Origin of the sequence: Collimonas sp. PA-H2 (assembly GCF_002564105.1) — a bacterium.
Taxonomy (GTDB): domain Bacteria; phylum Pseudomonadota; class Gammaproteobacteria; order Burkholderiales; family Burkholderiaceae_D; genus Collimonas.
The window spans coordinates 1,830,701-1,854,894 of sequence record NZ_PDBX01000001.1; the positions used below are offsets into that span (position 1 = coordinate 1,830,701).

General features: G+C 58.3%; 20 protein-coding genes. 13 read left to right on the plus strand and 7 right to left on the minus strand.

Translation table 11 applies throughout. The features are described from left to right. Positions 1-41 precede the first annotated feature (41 nt). Positions 42-902 carry a diaminopimelate epimerase gene (dapF, locus tag BCF11_RS08265; protein ID WP_098494315.1) on the plus strand — a complete coding sequence of 287 codons (861 nt, stop codon included), beginning with the start codon at positions 42-44 and terminating at the stop codon, positions 900-902. Here the strand turns inward: dapF and BCF11_RS08270 are convergent. Beyond that, complete coding sequence (locus tag BCF11_RS08270; protein WP_098494316.1) at positions 899-2,518, minus strand: SEL1-like repeat protein; 1,620 nt, start codon at positions 2,516-2,518, stop codon at positions 899-901. The two genes, dapF and BCF11_RS08270, sit on opposite strands and share 4 nt — an antisense overlap. 319 nt (positions 2,519-2,837) lie before the next feature. Here BCF11_RS08270 and BCF11_RS08275 point away from each other — a divergent pair, with 319 nt between their 5' ends. The 12 genes from BCF11_RS08275 to hslU all read left to right on the plus strand — a co-directional run bounded on the left by BCF11_RS08275 (position 2,838) and on the right by hslU (position 17,053). Next, positions 2,838-3,956 (plus strand): porin, encoded by a 1,119-nt coding sequence (locus BCF11_RS08275; protein ID WP_098494317.1) that lies wholly within the window; start codon positions 2,838-2,840, stop codon positions 3,954-3,956. A gap of 363 nt (positions 3,957-4,319) precedes the next feature. Next, a complete protein-coding gene (locus BCF11_RS08280; protein ID WP_098494318.1) occupies positions 4,320-5,510 on the plus strand; it encodes a porin in 1,191 nt (396 codons plus the stop codon). Between the two features lie 201 nt (positions 5,511-5,711). Further along, complete coding sequence (locus BCF11_RS08285) at positions 5,712-6,377, plus strand: DUF484 family protein (protein WP_098494319.1); 666 nt, start codon at positions 5,712-5,714, stop codon at positions 6,375-6,377. A gap of 18 nt (positions 6,378-6,395) precedes the next feature. Continuing rightward, complete coding sequence (gene xerC / locus BCF11_RS08290; RefSeq protein ID WP_098494320.1) at positions 6,396-7,370, plus strand: tyrosine recombinase XerC; 975 nt, start codon at positions 6,396-6,398, stop codon at positions 7,368-7,370. Between the two features lie 116 nt (positions 7,371-7,486). Beyond that, complete coding sequence (locus tag BCF11_RS08295) at positions 7,487-8,089, plus strand: Fur family transcriptional regulator (RefSeq protein WP_098494321.1); 603 nt, start codon at positions 7,487-7,489, stop codon at positions 8,087-8,089. Between the two features lie 88 nt (positions 8,090-8,177). Next, positions 8,178-9,224: a GTP-binding protein gene (locus tag BCF11_RS08300; protein WP_098494322.1), complete on the plus strand. Its 1,047-nt coding sequence runs from the start codon at positions 8,178-8,180 to the stop codon at positions 9,222-9,224. A gap of 613 nt (positions 9,225-9,837) precedes the next feature. Beyond that, the gene (dksA, locus tag BCF11_RS28610) at positions 9,838-10,242 is read left to right on the plus strand and encodes an RNA polymerase-binding protein DksA (RefSeq protein ID WP_061946557.1); all 405 of its coding nucleotides are present in this window, start codon (positions 9,838-9,840) and stop codon (positions 10,240-10,242) included. A 147-nt stretch (positions 10,243-10,389) separates the two neighbouring features. After that, positions 10,390-10,761 (plus strand): hypothetical protein, encoded by a 372-nt coding sequence (locus BCF11_RS08310; RefSeq protein ID WP_098494323.1) that lies wholly within the window; start codon positions 10,390-10,392, stop codon positions 10,759-10,761. A gap of 219 nt (positions 10,762-10,980) precedes the next feature. Continuing rightward, complete coding sequence (locus BCF11_RS08315) at positions 10,981-13,023, plus strand: TonB-dependent receptor (protein WP_098494324.1); 2,043 nt, start codon at positions 10,981-10,983, stop codon at positions 13,021-13,023. Between the two features lie 437 nt (positions 13,024-13,460). Continuing rightward, positions 13,461-14,837, plus strand: a complete 1,377-nt coding sequence (locus BCF11_RS08320; RefSeq protein ID WP_098494325.1) for a hypothetical protein — start codon at positions 13,461-13,463, stop codon at positions 14,835-14,837. A gap of 209 nt (positions 14,838-15,046) precedes the next feature. Next, positions 15,047-15,583, plus strand: coding sequence for an ATP-dependent protease subunit HslV (gene hslV / locus BCF11_RS08325; protein WP_038493529.1), 537 nt, complete (start codon positions 15,047-15,049; stop codon positions 15,581-15,583). A gap of 120 nt (positions 15,584-15,703) precedes the next feature. Beyond that, complete coding sequence (hslU, locus tag BCF11_RS08330; protein ID WP_098497383.1) at positions 15,704-17,053, plus strand: ATP-dependent protease ATPase subunit HslU; 1,350 nt, start codon at positions 15,704-15,706, stop codon at positions 17,051-17,053. Positions 17,054-17,086: 33 nt separating this feature from the next. Here the strand turns inward: hslU and BCF11_RS08335 are convergent, their stop codons facing one another. From BCF11_RS08335 to gspD, 6 genes are all read right to left on the minus strand, one after another. Next, positions 17,087-17,554, minus strand: coding sequence for a hypothetical protein (locus tag BCF11_RS08335; protein WP_098494326.1), 468 nt, complete (start codon positions 17,552-17,554; stop codon positions 17,087-17,089). Between the two features lies 1 nt (position 17,555). Beyond that, positions 17,556-17,948 carry a hypothetical protein gene (locus BCF11_RS08340; RefSeq protein ID WP_098494327.1) on the minus strand — a complete coding sequence of 131 codons (393 nt, stop codon included), beginning with the start codon at positions 17,946-17,948 and terminating at the stop codon, positions 17,556-17,558. 581 nt (positions 17,949-18,529) lie between these two features. Next, entirely contained in the window at positions 18,530-19,102 is a 573-nt protein-coding gene (locus tag BCF11_RS08345) for a type II secretion system protein N (RefSeq protein ID WP_233212416.1), read from the minus strand. 17 nt (positions 19,103-19,119) lie between these two features. Further along, positions 19,120-20,340: a type II secretion system inner membrane protein GspF gene (gene gspF / locus BCF11_RS08350; protein ID WP_098494328.1), complete on the minus strand. Its 1,221-nt coding sequence runs from the start codon at positions 20,338-20,340 to the stop codon at positions 19,120-19,122. Between the two features lie 38 nt (positions 20,341-20,378). Continuing rightward, positions 20,379-21,830, minus strand: a complete 1,452-nt coding sequence (gene gspE / locus BCF11_RS08355; protein ID WP_199110794.1) for a type II secretion system ATPase GspE — start codon at positions 21,828-21,830, stop codon at positions 20,379-20,381. Next, positions 21,827-24,187 carry a type II secretion system secretin GspD gene (gene gspD, locus BCF11_RS08360; RefSeq protein ID WP_233212417.1) on the minus strand — a complete coding sequence of 787 codons (2,361 nt, stop codon included), beginning with the start codon at positions 24,185-24,187 and terminating at the stop codon, positions 21,827-21,829. The genes gspE and gspD overlap by 4 nt, the downstream gene beginning before the upstream one ends. Positions 24,188-24,194 lie beyond the last annotated feature (7 nt).

Below are 24,194 nucleotides of genomic sequence, written 5' to 3' on the forward strand. Positions count from 1 at the left end.
ACAATCCAGCATCTGCACACTGTTTACCTGATAATAGCTTTATGAAACTCAAATTCACCAAAATGCATGGCGCCGGCAACGACTTCGTCGTGATCGACGCCATCAGCCAGCATATCGACTTCACCCCGGCGCAATGGCAGCATCTGGGCGACCGCCGCTTTGGCGTGGGCGCCGATCAGATGCTGGTGGTGGAAAAGTCGCCGGCGGAGGGCGTCGATTTTCGCTATCGCATCTATAACGCCGACGGCGGCGAAGTCGAACAGTGCGGCAACGGCGCCCGCGCATTCGTCAAGTTCGTCACCGACAAAGGCTTGACCAGCAAACGCAGCATTCGCGTGGAAACCATGTCGGGCATCATCGAGCCAAGGCTGGAAGACGACGGCCGCATCACGGTCGACATGGGCGCGCCCATCCTGGCGCCGGCCGCGGTGCCGTTCGACGCCAGCAAGCTGGACAGCCGGCCGCAGGGAGGCGATACACTTTGGCCGCTGGAAATCCAGGGCAAGCAAACCTGGATCTCGGTGGTGTCGATGGGCAATCCGCATGCGGTGCAAGTAGTCGAGGACAGCGAAGCCGCGCCGGTCTTGACCGATGGCCCGCTGATAGAACATCACCCGCGCTTCCCGAAGCGGGTTAACGCCGGCTTCATGCAAGTGGTCGACCGCCATCACATCAAGCTGCGCGTGTTCGAACGCGGCGCAGGGGAAACGCTGGCGTGCGGCACCGGGGCTTGCGCTGCGGTTGTGGCTGGCATCCGCCGCGGCTTGCTGGATACGCCGGTGAAAGTCGAGACCCACGGCGGCGAACTGTCGATTGCCTGGGCGGGCGGCCAGCAGCCGGTCATGATGACTGGCCCGGCGGTATCGGTATTCGAGGGCGAAATCGAGATGAACGCCGGCTAAGCCGGATCGTCAGCGCCGCTGGCGGAAGCCACCGCGGCCTTGAAACGGTACAGGCGCTGGCGATAATTGCCCTCGGGGCCGTTAGGCCCGCAATCCACATCTTCAAACAAGCGCGCGATCCGGCTCAACGCCTGGCGCTCGTCGCCTGTCTGGATCTGGATCAGGCGCCGCTTGCTGCGCGCATAATGCACCCGGATGTCGACCACCAGGCAATGCCCGCAATCGGCCTGGTTCAAATCCAGCAACAGGGCTTCCGGCCGGCTCAAGCCGAATATGGTTGCCAGCTCAATGCGCGCCGCAAGAAACGGATGGGCCTTGACCAGCTCGCGTGTCAGCTGCTGTTTGGCAGATTCGGCCCAGGCTGCCGGTGCGGCGCCGTCGGCAATCTTTGCCAGCAAATTGGCGGCTTCGCTGCTGCCTTGCGCCGCCGCCTTTTGCAGCCAATAGACCGCGCGAACATCGTTGGCAAGCTTTTCGCGGCGATTGCGCCAGGCGCTTAAACCACATTCCAGTTGCGCCGCGCAATGCCCCATTTCAGCGGCATGCTCCAGGTGGCGCTGCATGTCGACCAGATTACGCTGCGAAAATTCGGACTTCAGATAGATCCGCGACAGGGCGTACCAGGCATCCGCCAGGCCGGCCTCCCCAGCCAGCGTCAGCCAACGGATCGCTTTCTTATAATTTGCCGAACCGGTTCCCACCAGCAAGCGCTCGCCATCGCTGTTCATGCGCGCATACCAAAGACCCAGCGCCAATTGAGCGGCCTTGTCGTCGCCAAAGGCCGCCAGTTCCAGAAACTGCTGCACTTCAGCGGCATCGAAGCTGGCGCTGCTCTGCAGCACCTGCGCGCAACGCAGCAGCATGGACAGGTTTTCTTCGCCAAGCTGGCGCGCCAAGGTTTCCGAAGGCACATTCAATTGCGCCAGGATGTCGGTATATTGCTCTGCCAGCGCCTTGGCCAGCGGCAGCGCTCTTTCCAGAAACACCGGCCAATCGGCTTTTTCCCAGGCCAGCTGCGCCAGCGATTGCTGCGCCTGCGTGACGCCGGCGTCGGCGGCGCGGGCAGTCCACTTGAGGGTAACGTCCTGTTCCACCCGCGGCTCAGCCGGCTTGCGCGGCTGGCTAGCGATAACCCGCTCGGCCGGCGTTTTCCTCTCGGGCAGTACCGGCGGTGCAATATCGGCATGCTGCGCCAGCAGCCACTGGGCTTCGGCAACACCTGCATTTGCCGCGGTTTCCAGCACCTTGATGACCTTCTCGCGCAATCCGGGCGATGCCTGCTGAATGGCCGCCTGGCTGTCGCCGGTCAGCACCAGTTGCGCCAGCACCAGCCCGGCTTGCATCAAGCCGGCGTCAAAAGCCCGTTCGTACCAGACGCACAGGTCGAGCGGATTGGCGGCAGCGCGCGCCACATCCAGCGGGATATGGCTGCCGATCAGCATCCAGGCTTCGGACTCCTGTTGCTGCGCTGCCCGATCCAGCCAATGCAGCGCCGTCGACAAACTTTGCGGCAAACCGTTGCCGCCAAACAGATAGCGTTTACCCAAGGCCAGTTGTGCCGGCCCCTGCCCTGCACGGGCGGCGCGGATAATCGCCAAGTCTTCACGTTTAGCCATAAGCATCCATTACCAAAACGTAAATTATCCTTTATAAATCGGGAAAATTTTATATTTGCTGATTTTTTACGAGATATGCATCTTTTGCGCAACATCTTGGATGTACTGAACCTGCCGCTTTTTGCCCGTCGACACATCATTCTTTAGCACAATTTATGTAACAAAAATACAACGTAATTGTCTATTTTTCACTATTTTCGCAAATTAATAAAAGAATAACGAACCATTTTTCAAAACCGTGCGGCTTGAGCCCTTAAGGTTGAGCCCTCCGACAAGATGTACGGATACTTAAGACAGTTTTCTATGCAAAGGACGTCAAATGAAGAAATCACTAATCGCACTGGCCGCGCTCGGCGCAATCGCAGGTGCAGCACAAGCTCAAAGCTCCGTCACCATCTACGGTACCGTTGATGCCGGCGTTACTTTTTCAAACAACAACGTTCCAGCAAGCAACGCCGACACCGGCAACCGCCTGGGCGGCAGCAAGTTCGGCGTCGGCTCCGGCAACATTGACACTTCCCGCATCGGCTTCAAGGGCGTGGAAGATCTGGGCGGCGGCCTGAAAGCCCTGTTCCAGCTGGAAGCAGGCTTCAACACCGATACCGGCGGATTCGAACAAGACAAGTCGCTGTTCAACCGCAAATCGGTGGTCGGCCTGGGCGGCAACTTCGGTAGCGTATTGCTGGGTCGTCAATCCGACGTCCTGGACGACTACGGTCACCAGTACACCTCAGTCAAGGACTTCGGCAATTTTGTCGGCAGCCCACACGTTGGCGACCGCCTGGAAGGTTCGCGCACCCAGAATTCGATCCGCTATAACTCGCCGAACTTCAGCGGCGTTACTGCCAGCGCCATTTACGGCTTCGGTGAAGAAGCTGGCGCCAACTCCAATGGCCAAGCTTTCGGCGGCGGCGTTGCTTATGACAATGGTCCTCTTGGTGCTTACCTGGGCTACTATCAGTCGAAGGCAGGCAAAAATTCCGCTGATACTGCACCGCTGTTCCAGCTGAATCCTGTTGCCGAAGGCAACACCATGAACAAGACTTTCAGCCTGGGCGCCAGCTATCAGGCTGGTCCGGCTCGCTTGTATGGCAACTGGTCACGCATCAATGTTCCTGAGCAATACAAGCAGAACATTTTTGAACTGGGCACCGACTACGCTCTGACCGCTCCGCTGCACCTGCTGGCTTCGGTGCAGCATACCCAGTACTCGCAGACTGGCAACACTGGCGGCAACAACTCCAAGCCGCAAGTTACCCAAGCCAACCTGGGCGTGGATTACTACCTGTCCAAGCGCACTGACCTGTATACCCTGGCGTCTTACGCCAAGGGCAAAAATGGTGCTCCGGTCGGCGACATCTCGGCCCCCGCTGTGCAGGGCGAAACAGGCAAGAGCAACCAGACAGCTGTTGCAGTCGGTATCCGCCACAAGTTCTAAAGTAAATTAGCCGTCCGGCAGCAAAGCTTGTTTTTGCATTAAATCCCGGGCGGCTTACCCCGCCCGGGATTTTTACCAATTCTGGCAAAAAGCCTGATATCAGTTACGCAACATGCGTAATTGCCAAATTACAAATCCCGCAATCTTCCAATTTGCGCAAGTCTGAGCCGCTACAAGCGTTGCTCATGCCTTCCCTCGCCTGTCACAAAAATACAACACAATTAACAATCTTCTTCAATTTCGACCAATTTATAGCACCACAGGAAACCAAACCGCCAGCATAGATGGCCAGACCCCTTAATGTTCATCCATCCGGCAAGATGTACGGATCCTTAAGACAGTTTTCTAAATAAAGGACGTCAAATGAAGAAATCACTAATCGCACTGGCCGTACTCGGCGCAATCGCAGGTGCAGCACAAGCTCAAAGCTCCGTCACCATCTACGGTATCGTTGATACTGGTATCGTTTACACAAGCAAAGTTTCGACTGCAACTAACCCAGCTACTGGCCTGTCGTCGAACAACGGCAGCAAATTCAGTGTTAACTCCGGCGTTATCCAAGGTTCGCGTCTGGGTTTCAAAGGCGTTGAAGATCTGGGCGGCGGTCTGAAGGCTCTGTTCCAATTGGAAGCTGGCTTCTCGAACGACACTGGCGCGCTGCAAAGCGACAAGGGTTCGTCGACTCTGTTCCGTCGTAAGTCGGTAGTCGGTCTGGGCGGCAACTTCGGTTCCGTTCTGCTGGGTCGTCAAACTGACATCCTGGACGACGTCAGCCAATGGACTTCGGTTCAAGACTTCGGTGGTGTAACTGGTTCCGTCGGTCACAATCTGGACCGTTTGGAAGGTACACGTACTAACAATTCGATCCGCTACAACACGCCAGATCTGTCTGGTTTCACTGGTAGCCTGATCTATGGCTTCGGCGAAGCTGCTGGTCAAACTTCGAACGGCCAATCGTTCGGTCTGGGCGGTCAGTACGCAAACGGCCCACTGGGTCTGTTCGCTGCTTACTACCAATCGAAGCTGGGTACTACACCTGCTGACGTTTCCCTGACAAACAATGCTCCAGTAGCTGCATTCTCTGGCAAAGCCGGCGACACAGCACTGAAGACATTCAGCCTGGGCGCTAGCTACCAAGCTGGTCCTGCACGTCTGTACGGTAACTGGTCGCGCGTCAAGCAGCCTTTGGCTACTAGCTCGACTCTGGCTGCTACCGGCATCATTCAACCAGGCAGCTTCTCTGTTGGCAGCTTCAACAACAGCAAGGCTGACATCTTCGAACTGGGCGTGAACTACGCTGTTACTGCACCTCTGCACCTGTTGGCTAGCGTTCAATACAACAAGCTGACATTTGCTGATGCTGGCTCGAACAAGGGCAAGCTGACCCAAGTCAACCTGGGTACAGACTACTTCCTGTCGAAGCGTACTGACCTGTATGCATTCGCATCGTTCCTGCGCGCTAAGGATGCAGTCAATCCAGGCGTCTTCGGCGACAGCACTGGTTCCGACAACAACCAAACAGCAGTTGCTGTTGGTATCCGTCACAAGTTCTAATTTAAGTTGACCGAACCCGCGGCGGCAAGCGGGCCAGGTTGCTTGAATCAAGATCTAAAAAGCCCACATGGTTCGCCATGTGGGCTTTTTTTATCGCCTGCCGCATCCCCTTCGCCAATCCCTGAATACCTCAGGTTGTCATACAGCCGCTTAGCGGTGTACCCTAGGTCATTCTCTTTCTTCATCAGCGACATACAGCACATGACCTCCCCCTTGGATCCCGACAGCATCGCCCAATACCTGATCGACTCGCCGCATTTCTTCGAAGAACACGCCGAACTGCTGGGCAAAATCCGCCTCAGCAGCCCACTCCTGGGGCGCGCCGTATCGCTGCAGGAACGGCAAATGGAAATACTGCGCGAGAAAATCAAAGTGCAGGATCTGCGGCTGGCCGACATGGTGCGTAACGCTCAGGAAAACGATGCCAGTGCCCAGAAACTGTTTGGCTGGGCGCGCAGCCTGCTGCTGGCGCGCAATGATGTCGACTTGCCGCACACGCTGGTGGATGGCCTGCGCAGCACTTTTGCGGTGCCTCAGGCGACCTTGCGGCTGTGGGGCGTGGCCGAAGCTTATTCGCATACCTGGTTTGCAGCGGCGGCGTCCGAAGACGTCAAGATTTTCGCAAACGGCCTGAGCATGCCGTTTTGCGGCGGCAATAACGACTTCGAAGCCGCCTCCTGGCTGGAGCAGGATGTGCAGTCGATCGCCATGCTGCCGCTGCGCAGCGGCTCAACATCGTCGGCCACCTTTGGCCTGCTGGTGCTGGGTTCGCCCGACGCGCAACGCTTCAGTGCCGACATGGCGACCGACTTCCTGGTGCAGATCGGCGAAACCGCAAGCGCCGCGCTCGCTTGCCTGCTCGAATAGGCCTGGATCAGCAATAACGTGGATGCCGCCGCCAACCAGTCCTACCTGAATGGCTACCTGGATAGCTTGGCGGGCCAGCGCCAGCTATCCGCGCACACCATCAGCAACTATGCACGCGATCTGAGGGAACTGAGGGCTTTTACGCAGGCGCTAGGCGAACAGTGGGAGTTTGCCGCGGTCAGCCATTTCCACATCCGCAAATTCGCTGCCCAATTACACGCGCGCGGCTTAAGTCCAAGCTCGATTGCCCGCAAGCTGTCGGCCTGGCGCGGCTTTTTCGAATGGCTGGCGCAGCAGACCGCGCTCGCCAGCAATCCGGTCGAAGGCGTCAAGGCGCCCAAACGCGTCAAACCGCTACCCAAGGCGATGGCCGCCGACGACGCCATCCACCTGGTCGCCAGCGGCAATCCGCTGGCCGACGCCGGCTCCAGCATGGCTCTGTGCAACCAGGCCATGTTCGAGCTGCTGTATTCCAGCGGACTGCGGGTCTCGGAGCTGGCCGGGCTGGATCTGCGCTATACGCGCCAGGATGGCTATGAATCGGCCGGCTGGATCGATCTGGACGGCGCCGAGGTCACCGTCACAGGTAAAGGCAGCAAGAAGCGCAGCGTGCCGGTCGGCGGCCCCGCCATACGCGCTATCGCCGCCTGGCTGCCGCAACGAGAAACGCTGCTGAAAGCCGATCAAGGCGAGCATGCCGCGGCGCTGTTCCTGACCGAGCGGGGCAGCCGCATGTCTGCGCGCGTGATTCAATTGCGCCTGAAACATCACGCACAGGCGCTCGGCATCGGCAGCAATGTCCATCCGCATATGCTGCGCCATTCGTTCGCCTCGCACATGCTGCAAGGCTCAGGGGATTTGCGCGCGGTACAGGAGCTACTGGGCCATGCTTCAATCGCCGCCACCCAGGTCTACACCTCGCTGGATTTCCAGCGCCTGGCGCAGGTCTACGATGCGGCCCATCCGCGCGCAAAAAAAATCTCTGACAAATAAAGACAAGCTGTGGACAAACAGCGCAAACCGGCTGCCCGCATCAAACGCGACAGCAAAGATGCAACTCAATTGCATTTCAGGCATAATTGAATCCTTGTTTATCCCGGCATCGCATCATGAACCCAGGCCAAAAATCCAAATCTGTCGCCGGCGGCGCCACCGCAACAGCCGCCAAGACGAGTCTCCATCAACATGCCGCCGTCCTGGCCGAGGCGCAGCTGCGCGAAGTAGCGCTGCGCATCACGCCGGTCCGCATCAAGGTCCTGGCGGCCCTGCTGGAAGCGCGCTGCGCCTTTTCGCATCAAGACATGCAGGATCAGTTTGTCGACATGGACCGGGTTACCCTGTATCGCGCACTCGACTGCCTGACCGACGCCGGCCTGGCGCACAAGATCGCCGGCGACGACCGGGTGTTTCGCTACAGCGCCGGCGCCGATCATGGCGATGGCGGCGCACATGGCGACCCGGGGCATCATGCACAGCATCAGCACGGTCATTTCAAATGCACCCGTTGCGCCAAGGTGTTTTGCCTGGACGGCAGCGGCGATGCCGGCTTCCTGGACAGCATACTGGCGCTCGGCGACAAACATGGCGACAGCAGTCCGGCGGCACTGCGCAAGCAGCTGCAGCAGGCTTTGCAAGACACGCTGGGCAAGGGCTTCCAAGGCCATGAGATAGAATTGACGATCAAAGGCTGGTGCGCCGACTGCGTGCATTAGCCTGCCGCCTAATCCGCCATTTTGCCAGCGCGGGCACCGCCCGCCCTGCCAAACCCGCTTTTCCCCTTTTTAATTTCTAGAATCCGCCATGGCACTTATTCCTACCACCATCCTGACCGGCTTTCTCGGCGCCGGCAAAACCACCTTGCTGAACCGCATCCTGCAACAGCAGCACGGCCACAAGATTGCCGTGATTGAAAACGAGTTCGGCCAGGAAAATATCGACAATGAAATCCTGGTGCAGGACAGCACCGAGCAAATCGTTGAAATGAACAACGGCTGCATCTGCTGCACCGTGCGCGGCGACCTGATCGTGGCGCTGACTACGCTGGCGCGCCGCCGCAGCGCCGGTGAGCTGAACTTCGACCGGGTCATCATCGAAACCACCGGCATGGCCAATCCGGGTCCGGTGGCGCAAACCTTCTTTGTCGACGACGAAGTGGCGATGCACTTCATGCTGGATGCGATCGTCACCGTGGTTGATGCCAAACATGCAATGATGCAGCTCGACCAGCAGGAAGAAGCGCAGCGGCAGGTCGGTTTCGCCGATAAATTGCTGCTCTCCAAAACCGATCTGGTCAGCCCGGAGGAGGTTGCCGCCCTGAGCACACGCCTGAAGCGCATCAATCCGCGCGCACCGCTCATTACACTCGATCCGCAGCACACACCGATTGAAGAAATCCTGGATATCCGCGGTTTCAACCTGAACGCCAAGCTGGAGATCGACCCTGACTTTTTGGCAACAGAAGAGCATGACCATGGCGGCGACGATTGCGACCATCCGTCCCACCAGCATGGCCATGAGCACCACCACGACCATCATCATGCCCATCATGACGATGAAATCGCCGCTTTTGTGTTCAAAAGTGAAAGACCTTTCGATACCGCCCGCCTGGACGAGTTTCTCGGCAGCCTGGTGCAGGTATACGGACCGCGCATGTTGCGCTACAAAGGCGTATTGTTGATGGATGGCGCCGACCGCAAGGTGGTGTTCCAAGGAGTGCACCAGATCATGGGCAGCGACGTCGGCGGCAAATGGGATGCAAATGAGACACGCGGCAGCAAAATGGTCTTCATCGGCAAGAATCTGCCGAAAGACATCTTTATTCGCGGTTTGGAGCAATGTTTGGTATAAACTATGGCAGTTTTGCGCTGGGAAATCACTGGATAGCAGGCCAATAGCATCGTCCTTTGGCCGCTGATTAAGGGAGAGGACCATGAACCTGACCGACAAGAAGACCGCCGCCAAGGCAGCGGTTTCGCAAGGGAAACTGACGTCATCAAGCAAAGCCCTGAAAACGGGCCAGGCTCCTGCTGTCGCCGGCAAGATCGGCAGCGGCACTGGCGACGGCGCAAAAACGGCTGAAAAATCGGCAAAACTCTCCGCCGGGGGGCATCGGAAAACCGAAGCCCCTGCTGCAACCGCAACCAAGGCTGTTTCCAAAGTTGCCAAACCCAGTCCCAAACCTGTTGTAAAATCCCTAGCCAAGAAATCAGCGACTGCAACAAGATCCGATCTCGACGCTGACAAGGAAAGACGCAACGAGGCAACACGCAATGAGGTGACGCGTAAGACAACGACCAGTAGTTCTGCTACAAAGAAACTGAGTTCACCAACGGCCAGATCCGGCGCCAGCAATACCAGCAGCAAGCCTGCAAGCGCCGGATTAACGGATAAAATTGAAAAAAACGTCGTATCGAAAGCAAGCGAAGTGGCTACTAAAACAACCAAACCAACCTCTGACATTCTGTTATCCGAAGAGCAAATCCTTAAGATGGGCGAAAAGGATTACATGAATGAGGCACAACTGGCGTTCTTCAAGGCGCGTTTGCAGCAGCTGGAAATCGACCTGCTCAAAAACGCCGGAGAAACCACTGAACATTTGCGTGAAACCGTGCTGGTGCCGGATCCTGCCGACCGCGCCACCATCGAAGAAGAGCATGCCCTGGAACTGCGCACGCGCGATCGTGAGCGCAAATTGCTGAAGAAAGTACAGCAATCGATCGCATCGATCGACGCCGGCGAATACGGCTGGTGCGAAGAAACCGGCGAGCCGATCGGCATTCCGCGTTTGCTGGCGCGGCCGACAGCAACCCTGTCGCTGGAAGCGCAGCAACGCCGCGAACTGAAGCAAAAACTTTACGGCGACTGATCCGCGCCAGCGGTCCTGAGAGAGGAGCTGCCGGCAAACACTGCAAGGACAAGTTCCTGCAGTCGGAACCGGCGCACGGCGGATAGCCTCCCTGTCTTCGGATCGTTACGCCTGATTCACCGCCGTTTGCTTTATCCAGAATCCCTGATGCCAGCCCAGCCATTCCGATCAAGACATCTCCGGCACGCCGTCCTGACGCCGCTGCTGATGTTTTCGATCCTGTTCGCCCAATGGCTGGGACTGACGCATAGCATTGTCCATGCCGCCTGGGAAAATAAAGCCGAGACCCACTTGACGCACATCACCTCGGTGATTGAACGCGCCATCGAGGGCGGCAGCAAAGCACGTCACTCCTGCGCAGCATTCGACGACGCCACCCTGGCGGCGACGATATACTCGGCGCCGCCAACCTTGCCGCCAATGCCGGGCAAACACCTGCTGGCCCTGTGGCAGGCATTCGCCTCCTGGGATGCCCCGTTCACCTGCCATTTCTCCTCGCGCGCTCCGCCTCGTTCCTGACAGGACGCCATTGCCGGCTTCGCTCACCGCGAAGCGCCAAATCATTTATTGCCGTCATCCGGGACCATGCCCGACCGATAGCGCATTAGCCATGCTCAGCTGCCTGCCGCCTCGCACGATTCACCTTGCCTGGCGCTGCTGGCAGCCGATGCAGCGCCAGCACGCATTGCTCACGCATCGATCCCGACATCGACGGCCCTTACCTGTCTAGGAATCATCATGCTTGTCCAACGTACGCTGTTATCCAGCGCGGTTCTGTCCGCCCTGGCCGTTCTATCGTCTGCGGCATCCGCCCAGGCCGAGATCGTCGAGCAGGCCGGCGCCTTGCCGCCTATCGTGGTTACCGCCAGCCCGCTCAACGCCAACGTCGACACCCAGATCCTGAGTCCGACCAAAGTCTTGTCTGGCACCGAGCTGCGCAACAAGACCGGCACCTCGCTGGGCGATACCTTGTCGCAAGAGCTCGGCGTTTCCGCATCGGGCTTCGGCGCCGGCGCTTCCCGCCCTGTCATCCGCGGCATGGGAGGGCCACGCGTCAAGATCCTGCAAAACGGCATGTCGGTGGCCGACGTCTCCAGCCTGTCCGACGATCACGCGGTCGCCACCGAAGCCGCACTGGCCCGTCAAATTGAAATCCTGCGCGGCCCCGCCGCTTTACTGTATGGCTCCGGCGCCATCGGCGGCCTGGTCAATGTCGTCAACGACCGCATCCCGACTCGGCTGCAAAAAGAAATCAGCGGCGAAACCGAGGCGCGCTATAGCAGCGTCGACAACGGCAGAAGCAGCTCCGTGATGCTGGACGGCTCCGCCGGACCAGTCGGCATGCATCTGGACAGCAACTGGCGCGACACCGGCAACTACAAAATCCCCGGCAATGCCACCCTGAACGATCCCGCTTCAGCATCAGGCCGGCTACCGACCTCCTTTACCCACGAAACCAATCTCGGCCTCGGCGCCTCGTATATCGCTTCCTGGGGCTATATCGGCGCGTCGGTAGCAACTTTGGACGATCATTACGGCATTCCAACCGATGAAAAATCGTTCATCGACCTGCACCAGACCCGTTACGACATCGCCGGCCAGATCGATGAGCCGCTGACCGGCTTCGAAAAACTCAGCTTCAAGCTGGGCCGCACCGACTACGGCCACACCGAGAAGGGAGAAGACGGCGCGGCGCACACGATTTTCTCTAACCAGTCCACGGAAACCCGGCTGGAGCTGGCGCACAAGCCGATGGCAGGCTGGCACGGCACTTTCGGCGTGCAGAGCGACGACACCCGCTTCTCCTCGCTCGGCGCGGCCAGCAATATGCCCGACACGGTGCCGAAAACCAAATCCACCTCATTCGCCGCATTCCTGGTCGAAGAGCGCGATTTTGGTCCCGTCCTCGCCACAGCCGGGCTGCGCCTGGAATCGGTGAAGCGTCAGCCGGATGCCGCAGCCCAGCTGGCCGACCGCAAGTTCAATCTGGCCTCGTACTCGATCGGCGGCCTGTGGCGCTTCGCTCCCGGCTACAGCTTCGGTCCGACACTCTCCGTCGCCCAGCGCGCGCCTGGCGCGGAAGAGCTGTATTCGCATGGGCCGCACGAAGCGACCGCCACTTTCGATATCGGCGATCCGGCCTTGAAAAAGGAAACCTCGCGCAACATCGAACTCACATTGCAGAAAACCACGGGCTTGATACGCTGGAAAGCCAACCTGTTCGAAAACCACGTACGCAACTATGTTTATGGCCGCATGGGCGAGGCAGCTGTGGACGATCACGATCACAGCGCTCATGACGATCACGACCATGATCATGGCGAATTCACGGAACGGCTCTGGTCGCAGGCCGACGCCACCATCCGCGGCGCCGAAGCGGAAATCAGCTATAACCTGCTGGGCGAAGGCTTTTCGGTGCGCGGCTTTGCCGATACTTCGCGCGGCAAACTGACTAACATGGGCAATCTGCCCTTGCAGCCTGCCAGCCGCTACGGTGTCGATCTCGGCTATGTCCAAGGCGCATGGCGCAGCGGCCTCACCATCCTGCGCGCCCAGCAGCAAGACCGGCTGGCGGCATTCGAGCACAGCACCACGCCGGCCTACACCAAGATCGATGCCAGCCTCGCATACACGCAAACTTTAGGCGCACTCAAGCTAACCTGGTTCGCCCTGGCCAAAAACCTGCTGAACCAGGATATCCGCCTGGCGACCTCGGTGCTGAAAGATGTCGCGCCGCAGCCGGGACGCAGCCTGATCCTGGGGGTGCGCAGCAAGTTCTAAGCTGAGGCAGCGGGATTGCAAGGCCGGAATATCAGGCGCGCACAAAGCGCCAGCGCTGCGCAATCCCGATGTGCCTTGAACCAGCGCTTGGAGGATGGGCGCTTTTCGTGGGAAATGTGCAAAAATCACAACATATTTATGTCATAACTTAGAGGGTTCCAGACATACTTCCTGGGTGGCTTTGTGTTACCTTTAGCGGTACCGATTGATCGTGCTTTTTTTTATCTGAAACAGGTAAAAGCAGGGGCAGTCCCAAAACAAAAATGCGGCCATGAAGATAGCAAAAGCATTGGCAAAGCGATGACAAAAGCGCATCTGGAAATTCGCGGAATCGGTGCCCGGCCCGGTAGCAAGCGGCCTTATCCGACAACCCGGTTTTCAACAAAATTACAGCTACTCACGCAGCTTTAACAGCAACTAACTTTCAGGATTAACACGTGGGGATTTTCTCGCTCTTCGGCAAAAATAATCGTCCAGGCGGTACGCGGCCGGAGGATGACAAGTTACCAGCCGCGGCAGACAATCAGGCGCCGGTTCTGTTTGGCGAAAGCCCGGAGCGGCTGGTCAACACGACCACCGTGCGCGATGGTTCCGTGCGCAGCACGACCACCATGAAGATCGATGCGATCGAATCTGAGATGTCTTCCGAATTCGTCCATCTGCCGCAGTCGCAGAAATCGCTGGCAGACTCTGCCACGACGCCGTCCGCCCCGCTGGGAGCGAATACCACTCAGCTGACGCTGCCGGTCATGAGCCGGACCACTGAATATCTGGACGATCAATCCAGAAGCGGCAGCATCGAAGTATCGGTATCCGACACGCCGGAAGTGATCGAAGAAGCCGCGGTGCTGTTTGCCAGCGACCAGAGCGACATCGCCGAAGCCTTGCTGCTGAGCGCGATCGGCGAAGACCAGCTCGGCTCCTCCACCCACATTGTCTGGTGGATGCTGCTGGACTTGTACCAGATCACCGGCAAGCAACAGGAATTTGACAACCTCTCGGTCGATTTCGCCAACAAATTTGAAACCTCGCCGCCGACCTGGATCGATATCATGACCCTCGATCCGCAGGCCAAGAACCAGGAAAAGACCGGCGCCACCCCCGCAGTGGCATTTTCCGGCAAGCTCGACGCCAACATCGGCAAGCAACTTGAGCGTGCCCAGAAACTGAGCGTTACCCACCCGGCGGTACGGCTGGAATTCACCCGCGTCAGCTCGGTCGACCCTATCGGCTGCGGCCTGCTGCTGCGCATGTTGAAAAAACTGCAAAAATCCGGACTCGACCTAGTCCTGGTCGGCGCCGATGAGCTGGCCGACAAGATCCGCGAGATCCTGCTGGTCGGCCGCCGCGACGAAACCGCCGCGCCATGGCTGTTGCTGCTGGAAATCCTGCATCTGCTCAATCTTGAGCAAGCCTACGAAGACGCCAGCATCGATTATTCGATCACCTTCGAAGTTTCGCCGCCGCCGTTCGTCGCGCCGCATTCCAAGATCATTACGGCCGCTGAAGAAACCCCTGCCGCCAATACGGTCGGCAGCAACAGCCTGCTCATGCCGATCCTGATCGAGGGCCGCACCGAAGAGCTGCTGACCAAAATTCAAACCCACGCCAACAGCCACAGTCCGGCGATCATGGACTGTTCGCGCCTGGTCAGGGTGGATTTCAGCGCCGCGGGCGAATTATTGAACGGACTGGCCCAGCTTGCCAGCAACGGCAATGCGATCGAATTCCACAACGTCAACCATCTGGTGACCGCCTTGTTCAAGGTAGTGGGCATACAGGAAATCGTGCGGGTAGTGCCGCGCAAGAATTGATTTTTTAACAAAGCCAGGCTCAGCCGTAGTTAAAAAACAACGCCAAAGCTATCCAAGTCGCTTTAAATCGCGCTTGTAATCACGCCAGCCGTCCCCATTTTTTCGGAACAGCATCAACTTATCGCTTGATACTGAATCACATGCAGCAAGGCCGCAGCATCCTGCGCCCTGCATGAGCGGCACCGTCCGCATTTTCTGAGGCTAGCAAAATGGAACAATTTCATGGCACCACCATCCTGTCAGTACGGCGCGGCAACAGCGTCGCCCTGGGCGGAGACGGTCAAGTAACACTCGGCAATGTCGTAATGAAAGGCACTGCCCGCAAAGTACGCAAGCTGTACCAAGGCAAAGTGCTGGTCGGCTTCGCCGGCGGCACCGCCGATGCATTCACGCTGCTCGACCTGTTCGAATCGAAACTGGAAAAGCACCAGGGCAATCTGATGCGCGCCTCGGTCGACCTCGCCAAGGAATGGCGCACCGACCGCATGTTGCGCCGGCTGGAAGCCATGCTGCTGACAGCTGACCGCGAAACCACGCTGGTGATCACCGGTAACGGCGACGTGCTGGAGCCGACCGACGGCATCGGCGCCATCGGTTCCGGCGGCACCTTCGCCCAGTCAGCCGCCAAGGCGCTACAGGAAAATACCGAGCTGACGCCGGCCGAGATCGTCAAGAAATCGCTGGTGATTGCCGGCGAGCTCTGCATCTATACCAACCAGTCGCACATCATCGAAACCCTCGACTAAGACTTCCTTCTGTGATGCGCAACGCCGCCTTGCTCTGATGAACGCCTGACCTGGCTTGACTTGTATACGGCCGGGCAAATCGGCGAATTTGCGCACCCAAAACCCAACACGGAAAAAAACATGAACATGACGCCCCAAGAAATTGTTTCGGAACTGGATAAACATGTGGTCGGCCAGGATCGCGCCAAGCGCGCGGTGGCGATCGCCTTGCGCAACCGCTGGCGCCGGCAGCAGATCGCCGAGCCGCTGCGCCACGAAATCACCCCGAAAAATATCCTGATGATCGGCCCTACCGGCGTCGGCAAGACTGAAATCGCGCGCCGCCTGGCCAAACTGGCCGATGCGCCGTTCATCAAGATCGAAGCGACCAAATTCACCGAAGTCGGCTATGTCGGACGCGATGTCGACACCATCATCCGCGACCTGATCGATATCGGCATCAAGCAAACCCGCGAAAGCGAAATGCGCAAGGTCCGCACCCGTGCGGAAGACGCGGCGGAAGACCGCATCATCGACATCCTGGTGCCGCCGGCACGCGATTTCGGCTTTCATCCGGAGCAAAGTTCCGGTGACGGCGACAGCGCGGACAAGGGTAACAATACCCGCCAGACATTCCGCAAACGGCTGCGCGAAGGCGCGCTCGACGACAAGGAAATAGAGATCGAATTGTCGGAAGCTGCATCGCAGATGGAAATCATGGCGCCGCCCGGCATGGAAGAAATGACCGAGCAGATCAAGTCCATGTTTTCCGGAATGGGCAGCAACCGCAAGAAAAACCGCAAGATCAAGATCAAGGATGCAATGAAAGTCCTGATCGAAGAAGAAGCCGCCAAGCTGCTCAATGAAGACGAACTGAAGCAAAAAGCTATCAGCAATGTCGAGCAGAACGGCATCGTCTTCCTGGACGAGATAGACAAGATCGCCACCCGTTCCCAAAACGGCGGCGCCGATGTCTCGCGCGCCGGCGTACAGCGCGATCTGCTGCCGCTGGTGGAAGGCACCACCGTCAACACCAAGTACGGCATGATCAAGACCGATCACATCCTGTTCATTGCTTCCGGCGCATTCCATCTGGCCAAGCCGTCCGACCTGATCCCGGAACTGCAAGGGCGCTTCCCGATCCGGGTCGAACTCGATTCGCTCTCGATCAGCGATTTCGAAAGAATCATGACCGGCACCGACGCCTGCCTGACCAAGCAGTACGAAGCGCTGCTGGCGACCGAAGGAGTAACGCTGGAATTTGCCAAGGAAGGTGTGCAGCGGCTGGCGGAAATCGCTTTTTCAGTCAATGAAAAGACGGAAAACATCGGCGCCCGCCGCTTGTACACGGTGATGGAAAAACTGCTGGAGGAAATCTCGTTTTCGGCCACCAACGCCGGCGAGAAGACCATGGTGATCGATGCCGCTTATGTCGATGAGCGCCTCGGCGCTCTGGTGGTCAATGAGGACTTGTCGCGCTACGTGCTGTAAGACAATCAGTAGGGCTGGTAATTTGTGCCCGCCCTACTTGCCCGGGTCTATATCAAAATATATATAATTAAATCCCGATTTTTCCGGGGTGTTATATAGCACCAGAAGCTGCCCTAAAGTTGACCCCGAACTTTCAGGCAATGCAGTTACCAGTCCTTCTTTGCTTACGGAAAGCGTATCTTTGCCAACCGCTTCATAAAATAGTGCTGGATTCGCCATTACATTACTTCGAGTGCCATTGCGCTCTACCATCTCAACCGTAAGCTGCACGCTTTGTCCTCGAACCAGCCGGATTATATTTTGATCAAAGGCAGTGCGAAGCTCGGCTTCCGTCGCTGACAATGATAGTTTCTCCAACTCTCTCTCACCTAAGATGGTTTGACCATCAATACTAACCTGCAACTCCACATTTGGAGCATCACCCACATACCCGCCAATAGAAGCACCCAGCGCACAAGAAGTCATGAGACAAAATAGAAAAAACAGGAAAGTTCGTTTCATATCAATCCCTTCTGGATTTTGAAGCCAGATTCTGTATTCCATTTTCCCGGATACAGATTTGTCGTACTTTGTTTCGGTTTCTTGCCACAATTAACTTAATCACTGCCGCCTCCGCCGCAGTATTTTGCTCCGCAACACATTCATTGATATACGTTCCGACCTCTTCCCAGTCAGGTAACACACCACATCCATTCATGTTCAGGGACTGCTGAAGATCTTGCGCAATATGATATTCCGCCATCCACTTCTCGCACGAGCGTTTGCGGACATATGAAGGTAACCAGTTACTTTGCTGATGGCATTCAGCCATTACGGTATTCCATTTCCCCGATTTTTCCAAAAACGGCTGCACAAAAGCAGGCACGACCTTGGTCAACCAGCTTGGGTCTTGCATTTGCGGACGGCTGCCGCAAGAGTATTTGGCGATACAACGCTGGTTGATGACAAAACCGTTGGTCGGATCATTGGGGGGGGTTGTGGGATTTTATCAAGCTCTTCCACCATCGCATAACACTGATCACCAGGCCGCATATAAAATATGCGCATCGAATCTGATGCTTTGCAAACTGCTGGTAAGCCTATTTCGCCATATACTTTGAAAAAGGTACGGCCCTCGGCGAGACCTACCGGATTATCATAATCAAAAAGGGCATTGGATTAGGCAGCTCACCCAGCTCATCAAAAAAAGGAAGATCATCCTCATCAATCCCAACCAAATCCCAATTACTTGACCAGACGGCAGGAGTGCCAGCGGCCCGAAGAGTGACGCTAGGAATACGTAGCACACTGTTTTTAGGCGGGGATGTGAAGTAAATGCTGCACGACTCGGCATAAGAACAGCACATTATTAAGACACAACCTACTACCCACGATGGGGAAACACAGCACACGCTGCTCTCCTAACTGGCCCTGGAGAAAACAGTCTAAGACACTGATGTTCGTTATGATATTGGGAAGTTTCTTAATTTCCCACGCTTACTTATCCTGCACCGGCACCGCCGGCTGTTCCGGCGGCAGGTCCTGGTTAGGCGCAGGCTGTGGCTGCTGCATCTGTTGCGGCATTGGCTGTGGCGACGCCAGCATCTGTGAAGCGCCTCCCAGGCCCGCTTTGGCGCGCGCGTCTTCCGGCAGCATCACCCGCTTCAGCACGCCTCCTTCCGACAGCAGCACGTAAGTAGAATGCACCTCCTTGATGCTGGTGCCGGGCAGCAGCTCCTTGCCCTGGCGGACCGCCTGCGGCGGCTTGCCGTCGGCGCTGAGGATGGCTACGCTTTCACCGTCGCGCTTGGCTGCGACCACGCCCAGCAGCTGATAATTGCTGGCCACGGTGACCGTGCCGCGGCCGCCGAACAAGCCGGCCGCCAAGGTCACGTCGACCTGAGTATCCTCAGCCTGCGGCGGCGCAGTCACAGGCCGCAGCGGCGGCTTGATCAGCTGCATCACCCAATAGGCGGTACAGGCGCATAGCAGCATGAACAACAGCAGGCTGACGAATTCAGGCAGGCGCTTGGTGTGCCGTCCCAGTTTTTTTGTTATCGGTAGCTTCACATTGATTCCTAATATTCCTAATGGACCAACTGGTTGATTTCAATAATCGGCATCAGCACAGCCAGCACAATCAGCAACACCACGACCCCCATCGCCAGGATCAGGGCCGGTTCCAGCAAGCCGGCAATGGTCATGGCGCGCCGTTCCAGATCCTGTTCCTGGGCACTGGCGGCGCGTTCCAGCATGGCTGGCAGTTCGCCGGTCACTTCACCGGCGCGTATCATGTGGATCAGCATCGGTGGAAAATGCTTGTGCGCGGCCAGTGCGCGCGCCAGGCCGACACCTTCGCGCACGCTGGTGGCGGCAGTGTCGACCTGCTGGCGCATGGCGACGTTGGACAAAGTATCGCGGCTGGTCTGCAGCGCCTTCAGGATAGGCACGCCGGAGCCGGTGGTAATCGCCAGGGTGCTGGCGAAACGGGCCGTGTTCAGGCTGCGTTCGAACTTGCCGTACAAGGGCGCGACCAGCAGCCAGGTATGCCAGCGCATCTTGGTGGCGGGATTCTTGAGCGCGGTGCGCCAGCCGTAGAACAGCGCGATCACCGCAATGAGGACGATCCAGCCATAGTTGCGGACGAAATCCGAAGTCGCCAGCATGATGACGGTAAGCATCGGCAGTTTCTGCTTGGTATTGGCAAACACGGACACGATCTGCGGCACCACATAAGTCAGCAGGAAGATCACGATCACGAACGCCACCACGGTCACGATCGCCGGATAGGTGAAGGCCAGCTTGACCTTTTGCACCAGCGAGTTGCGCCGTTCGATGTAATCTGCCAGGCGCGACAGCACCCGCGACAACTGGCCGATCTGTTCGCCGGACGCCACCAGCGCCCGGTAGATCTCGGCGAAATCGCGCGGATGGCCGGCCAGCGCGCTGGACAGGGAAGCGCCGCCCATCACTTCGGAACGGATCGAGGCGATCAGGTCGCGCTGGTAATTGCGCTCGGACTGTTCCAGCAAGGCCGTCAGTGCCTGCTCCAACGGCAGGCTGGCTTCCAGCAGGCTGGCCAGCTGGCGCGTAAACAAGGCGATCTCCACCGTCGACAAATGCTCGCCGAAACCGCGCCGCTGGGTGTTGCCGGCGGCGTCAACCTGCTGCGCAATGATGTCGACCGTGATCGGCAGCAAACCCTGGGCACGCAGATCGGCCCGCGCCGCCTTGGCGCTGTCCGCGTTCACCACGCCCTTGGCGCTGCCGCCGCTGCTATCTACCGCTTCGTAACGAAATGCTGGCACTCTGCTCCTCGCTTATGTATTCAGCTTACTGTTCAGGCTTACTCTTTGGTCACGCGCAGCAACTCAGCCTGCGTCGTCACGCCTTCGGTCAGCCAGCGTTCGCCGTCCTGGCGCATGGTGCGCATGCCGTTGCGCTGCGCCACTTGCTGGATCTCGGCTTCGGAAGCCCGGTTGTGAATCTGCGCGGTGATCTCGTCAGTAGTCAGCAGCAATTCATAGACCCCTACCCGGCCGTGATAACCGGTATGGCCGCACTGTTCGCAGCCGACCGCATGCCACATCTGGCCGTCATGGCGGCGGCAATGAACGCACAGCTTGCGCACCAGCCGCTGCGCCACCACGCCCAGCAGGGAGGATGACAACAGGAAGGGCTCGATCCCCATGTCCAGCAAGCGCGTAACGGCAGCCGCCGAGTCGTTGGTATGCAAGGTCGCCAGCACCAGGTGGCCGGTGAGCGAGGCTTGCACTGCAATCTGCGCGGTTTCCAGGTCGCGGATTTCACCGATCATGATGACGTCCGGATCCTGCCGCAGGATTGCCCGCAGGGCTTTGGCGAAAGTCATTTCGATGCGCGCATTGACCTGGGTCTGGCCGACGCCGGCCAGTTCATACTCGATCGGATCTTCCACCGTCAGGATGTTGGTGCTGCTGGTATTCAGGCGCGACAGCGCGGCGTACAACGTGGTGGTCTTGCCGGAACCGGTCGGTCCGGTGACCAGCACGATGCCGTGCGGCTGCGCGATCAGACGGTCGAACTGCGGCAGCACATCCGGGCTCATTCCAAGATGCTGCAAATCCAGGCGGCCGGCTTCCTTGTCCAGCAAACGCAACACCGCGCGTTCGCCATGGCCGGTAGGTAAAGTGGAAACACGCACGTCGACCGGCTTGCCGCCGACGCGCAGGGTGATGCGGCCATCTTGCGGCAAACGCTTTTCGGCGATGTCGAGTTGCGCCATGATCTTGATACGGGAAATCAGCGAGGCATGCACGGCCTTCTTCGGCCGCACCACGTCGCGCAAGCTGCCGTCGATACGGAAACGCACCACCGAGATCTGCTCGAACGGTTCGATATGGATATCGGAAGCACCTTCGCGCAAAGCCTGCGTCAGCAACACGTTGATCATGCGGATCACCGGCGCATCGTCGGACGATTCCAGCAGATCTTCGATGGCCGGCATGTCTTGCATCAGCTTGGCAAGGTCGAGATCCGATTCGAATTCATCCACCACCTGCGCCGCATCGCCGCCAGAGCCGGCGTAGGCAGCGGCAATCGCCGCCTCCAGTTCATCGCGCGAAAACTTGCGGAACTTGATGCGGCCGAAGCGCCGGCTGACTTCAGCGATCGCGCTCGGCTGGGTGGCGTCGGAAATCCACAACTCCACCGGATTGTCGGCGCCGTTGGCATCCTCGGTACGCTGCGCCAGCAATGAAAAATTGCGGGCGAAGGCGTAGGGAAGCAGGCGCGTATCGGTCATTCTGGGATCGCTCATGGCGTTCTGTCGTTCTGGAAGCCGGGAGCCGGCGAGACCTGAGGCTTGGCCGGCACCAGCATCGGCATCTGTTGCTGTTCCGGCGTTGGCTGGTCGGGCGCATCCGGCGCGTTCTGCTTCTTACGCAAATCGATGAACGGACCGCCGTCTTCCAGCTTGGCCGACACCGAAGAGCCGAAATCAGTCAGGATCGACTTGCCCGGCTGTACATGAATCTGCTGCGCACGCATGTAGTCGTAGCGATCCGCGGCCAATCTGCTGCTGGTTTCCTTGTCGCGCACAATCGTCGGACGCAGGAAAATCATTAGGTTGGTTTTGTTACGAGAACCGGTTTGATACTTGAAAAAATTGCCGATAAACGGCAGGTCGCCCAGCAAAGGCACTTTTTGGATATTGTTCGCGTTTTCGTCACCGATCAGACCGCCTAATGCAATGATCTCGCCATCATCGATCACAACGTTGGTATCCAGAGAACGTTTGTTAGTGGTCGGTCCATTCTGGTTGGACGCAGTGCCTTGCACCACGGAAGAAACTTCTTGAGAAATTTCCAGCCGCACCGTACCGCCTTCCGAGATATGCGGCTTGATCTTCAAAGCCGTGCCGACATCCTTGCGGTCAACCGTGGTAAACGGATTGCTAGTGGTGGTGCCGCCCGTCGTGGCGTAAGAACCAGTGACAAACGGCACGTTTTGACCAACAATGATTTTTGCCTCTTCATTGTCCAGCGTCAGCAAATTCGGCATCGACAACACATTGCCGCCGGTAGTGCCATTCAATGCGCTAGCCAACGCGCCGAGACCGATCTTGCCAGCGATCTGGCGGAATACGCCGAGCTGCAAGCCACTGCCGAGAGTGGGAGTGCCGGTAGCAGTTCCTGCAGCGTTCACAATTGCCGCATTCAACAGATTACCGCTCGTATTGGCCGGATTGATACCGCTATTGGTGCCAGAGAATCCGGTACCGCCGCCGACCCGGTAGGCGCTGTTCTTGTCGCCGCTCAAGGCCATCCACTGCACCCCGATCTCGCTTGCCGCGGTGTCGGTCACTTCAACGATCAAGGCTTCCACATAAACCTGGGCGCGCCGTGTGTCGAGCTGGTCGATGACGCCGCGGATATTGCGGTAGACCGGTTCGCTGGCGGTAATGATCAGTGTATTGGTGCTGTCGTCAGCCTGGATAAAGCCGGCAGCTCCACTGCCACCGCCACCGCCGGACGATTGCGATGAACTATCCTGCGGTGTCTGGGACTGCGGCGTGGTCGAGTTTCCTGTGCCTAGCGCTCCGCCGCCGCTGGAACCTTGCAACATGCCGCCCGAGCCGCTGCCGGAGCTCTTGCTGGACTGGCTGGAAGTCGGCAGCGAGGTGTCATTGGAAACAATCGCGCGCAAGGTCTTGGCCAGTTTCACCGCATCGGCATTCTTCAGGTACACCACGTGGACGTTGCCGGCATTGGCAGTCGGCTGGTCAAGCTTGGAAATCAGCGACTTGGCCAGGTTGGCGCGGCCGGCGGACGGCGCCCGTATCACCACCGAATTGGTGCGGGAATCCGCCATGATGATGGTGCGCGCACTGTCGCCGGCGCCCGGCGCCGCCGAGCCTGCATCCAGCAGCTTGCTGGCCATCACGGCGATATCGCTGGCCACCGCATAGCGGATCGGGATCACGTCGAGGTCGTTGACCGCCGGCACGTCCAGCGCGGCGATCATTTTCCCCAGGCGCTGCAGGTTTTCCGCGTAATCCGTCACCACCAGGGTGTTGTTGCCCGGGTTGGCGTTGATCGTGTTGTTCGGCGAAATCAGCGGCCGCAGCACCGGCAGGATATTGGTGGCCGATTCATAGTTCAGGGAAAAAATCTGTGTCGCGATCTGGTCGCCGCGGACGCTGGCCGGGCGGGTTGGCGCCACCTGCAGCTTGGCGTCGGCTTCCGGCACGACCTTGACGAAACCATCGCCGCGCACCACGGCATAGCCTTGCAGACGCAAAGTGGAGGCAAGCAGATCAAAGGCCTGCGTCTTGCTCACCGGCTTTTCGGAGACCAGGTTGATGGTGCCCTTGACGCGCGGATCGACAATGAAAGTCGTGTTGGTATATTGGCCGACCGCCTTGATGACTGACTCGATGTCGGCGCCGACAAAATTCATCACTGCCTGGCCGTTCGCCCCCTCAGTGCTGGCGCCCAAGGGGGGCGTACCCAGCACCGGCTGCGCACTGGCGGCAACCTGGACGCCGGCGGCACATGTCAACAAGGCAATAGCGGCGGCGTAACGCCAGGAACTACGCGCTGCCAGGGACAAATGGGGAGTTTCACAGGTCGACGCAGTGGTGTTCGCAGTTGTGTTGATTAGTGCGAGATACATTTTATCT

Coding starts and splice junctions, on each gene's coding strand:
- dapF (WP_098494315.1), top strand. CDS start 42: ATGAAACTCAAATTCACCAAAATGCATGGCGCCGGCAACGACTTCGTC.
- BCF11_RS08270 (WP_098494316.1), bottom strand. CDS start 2,518: ATGGCTAAACGTGAAGACTTGGCGATTATCCGCGCCGCCCGTGCAGGG.
- BCF11_RS08275 (WP_098494317.1), top strand. CDS start 2,838: ATGAAGAAATCACTAATCGCACTGGCCGCGCTCGGCGCAATCGCAGGT.
- BCF11_RS08280 (WP_098494318.1), top strand. CDS start 4,320: ATGAAGAAATCACTAATCGCACTGGCCGTACTCGGCGCAATCGCAGGT.
- BCF11_RS08285 (WP_098494319.1), top strand. CDS start 5,712: ATGACCTCCCCCTTGGATCCCGACAGCATCGCCCAATACCTGATCGAC.
- BCF11_RS08295 (WP_098494321.1), top strand. CDS start 7,487: ATGAACCCAGGCCAAAAATCCAAATCTGTCGCCGGCGGCGCCACCGCA.
- BCF11_RS08300 (WP_098494322.1), top strand. CDS start 8,178: ATGGCACTTATTCCTACCACCATCCTGACCGGCTTTCTCGGCGCCGGC.
- BCF11_RS08310 (WP_098494323.1), top strand. CDS start 10,390: ATGCCAGCCCAGCCATTCCGATCAAGACATCTCCGGCACGCCGTCCTG.
- BCF11_RS08315 (WP_098494324.1), top strand. CDS start 10,981: ATGCTTGTCCAACGTACGCTGTTATCCAGCGCGGTTCTGTCCGCCCTG.
- hslV (WP_038493529.1), top strand. CDS start 15,047: ATGGAACAATTTCATGGCACCACCATCCTGTCAGTACGGCGCGGCAAC.
- hslU (WP_098497383.1), top strand. CDS start 15,704: ATGAACATGACGCCCCAAGAAATTGTTTCGGAACTGGATAAACATGTG.
- BCF11_RS08335 (WP_098494326.1), bottom strand. CDS start 17,554: ATGAAACGAACTTTCCTGTTTTTTCTATTTTGTCTCATGACTTCTTGT.
- BCF11_RS08340 (WP_098494327.1), bottom strand. CDS start 17,948: ATGCAAGACCCAAGCTGGTTGACCAAGGTCGTGCCTGCTTTTGTGCAG.
- gspE (WP_199110794.1), bottom strand. CDS start 21,830: ATGAGCGATCCCAGAATGACCGATACGCGCCTGCTTCCCTACGCCTTC.
- gspD (WP_233212417.1), bottom strand. CDS start 24,187: ATGTATCTCGCACTAATCAACACAACTGCGAACACCACTGCGTCGACC.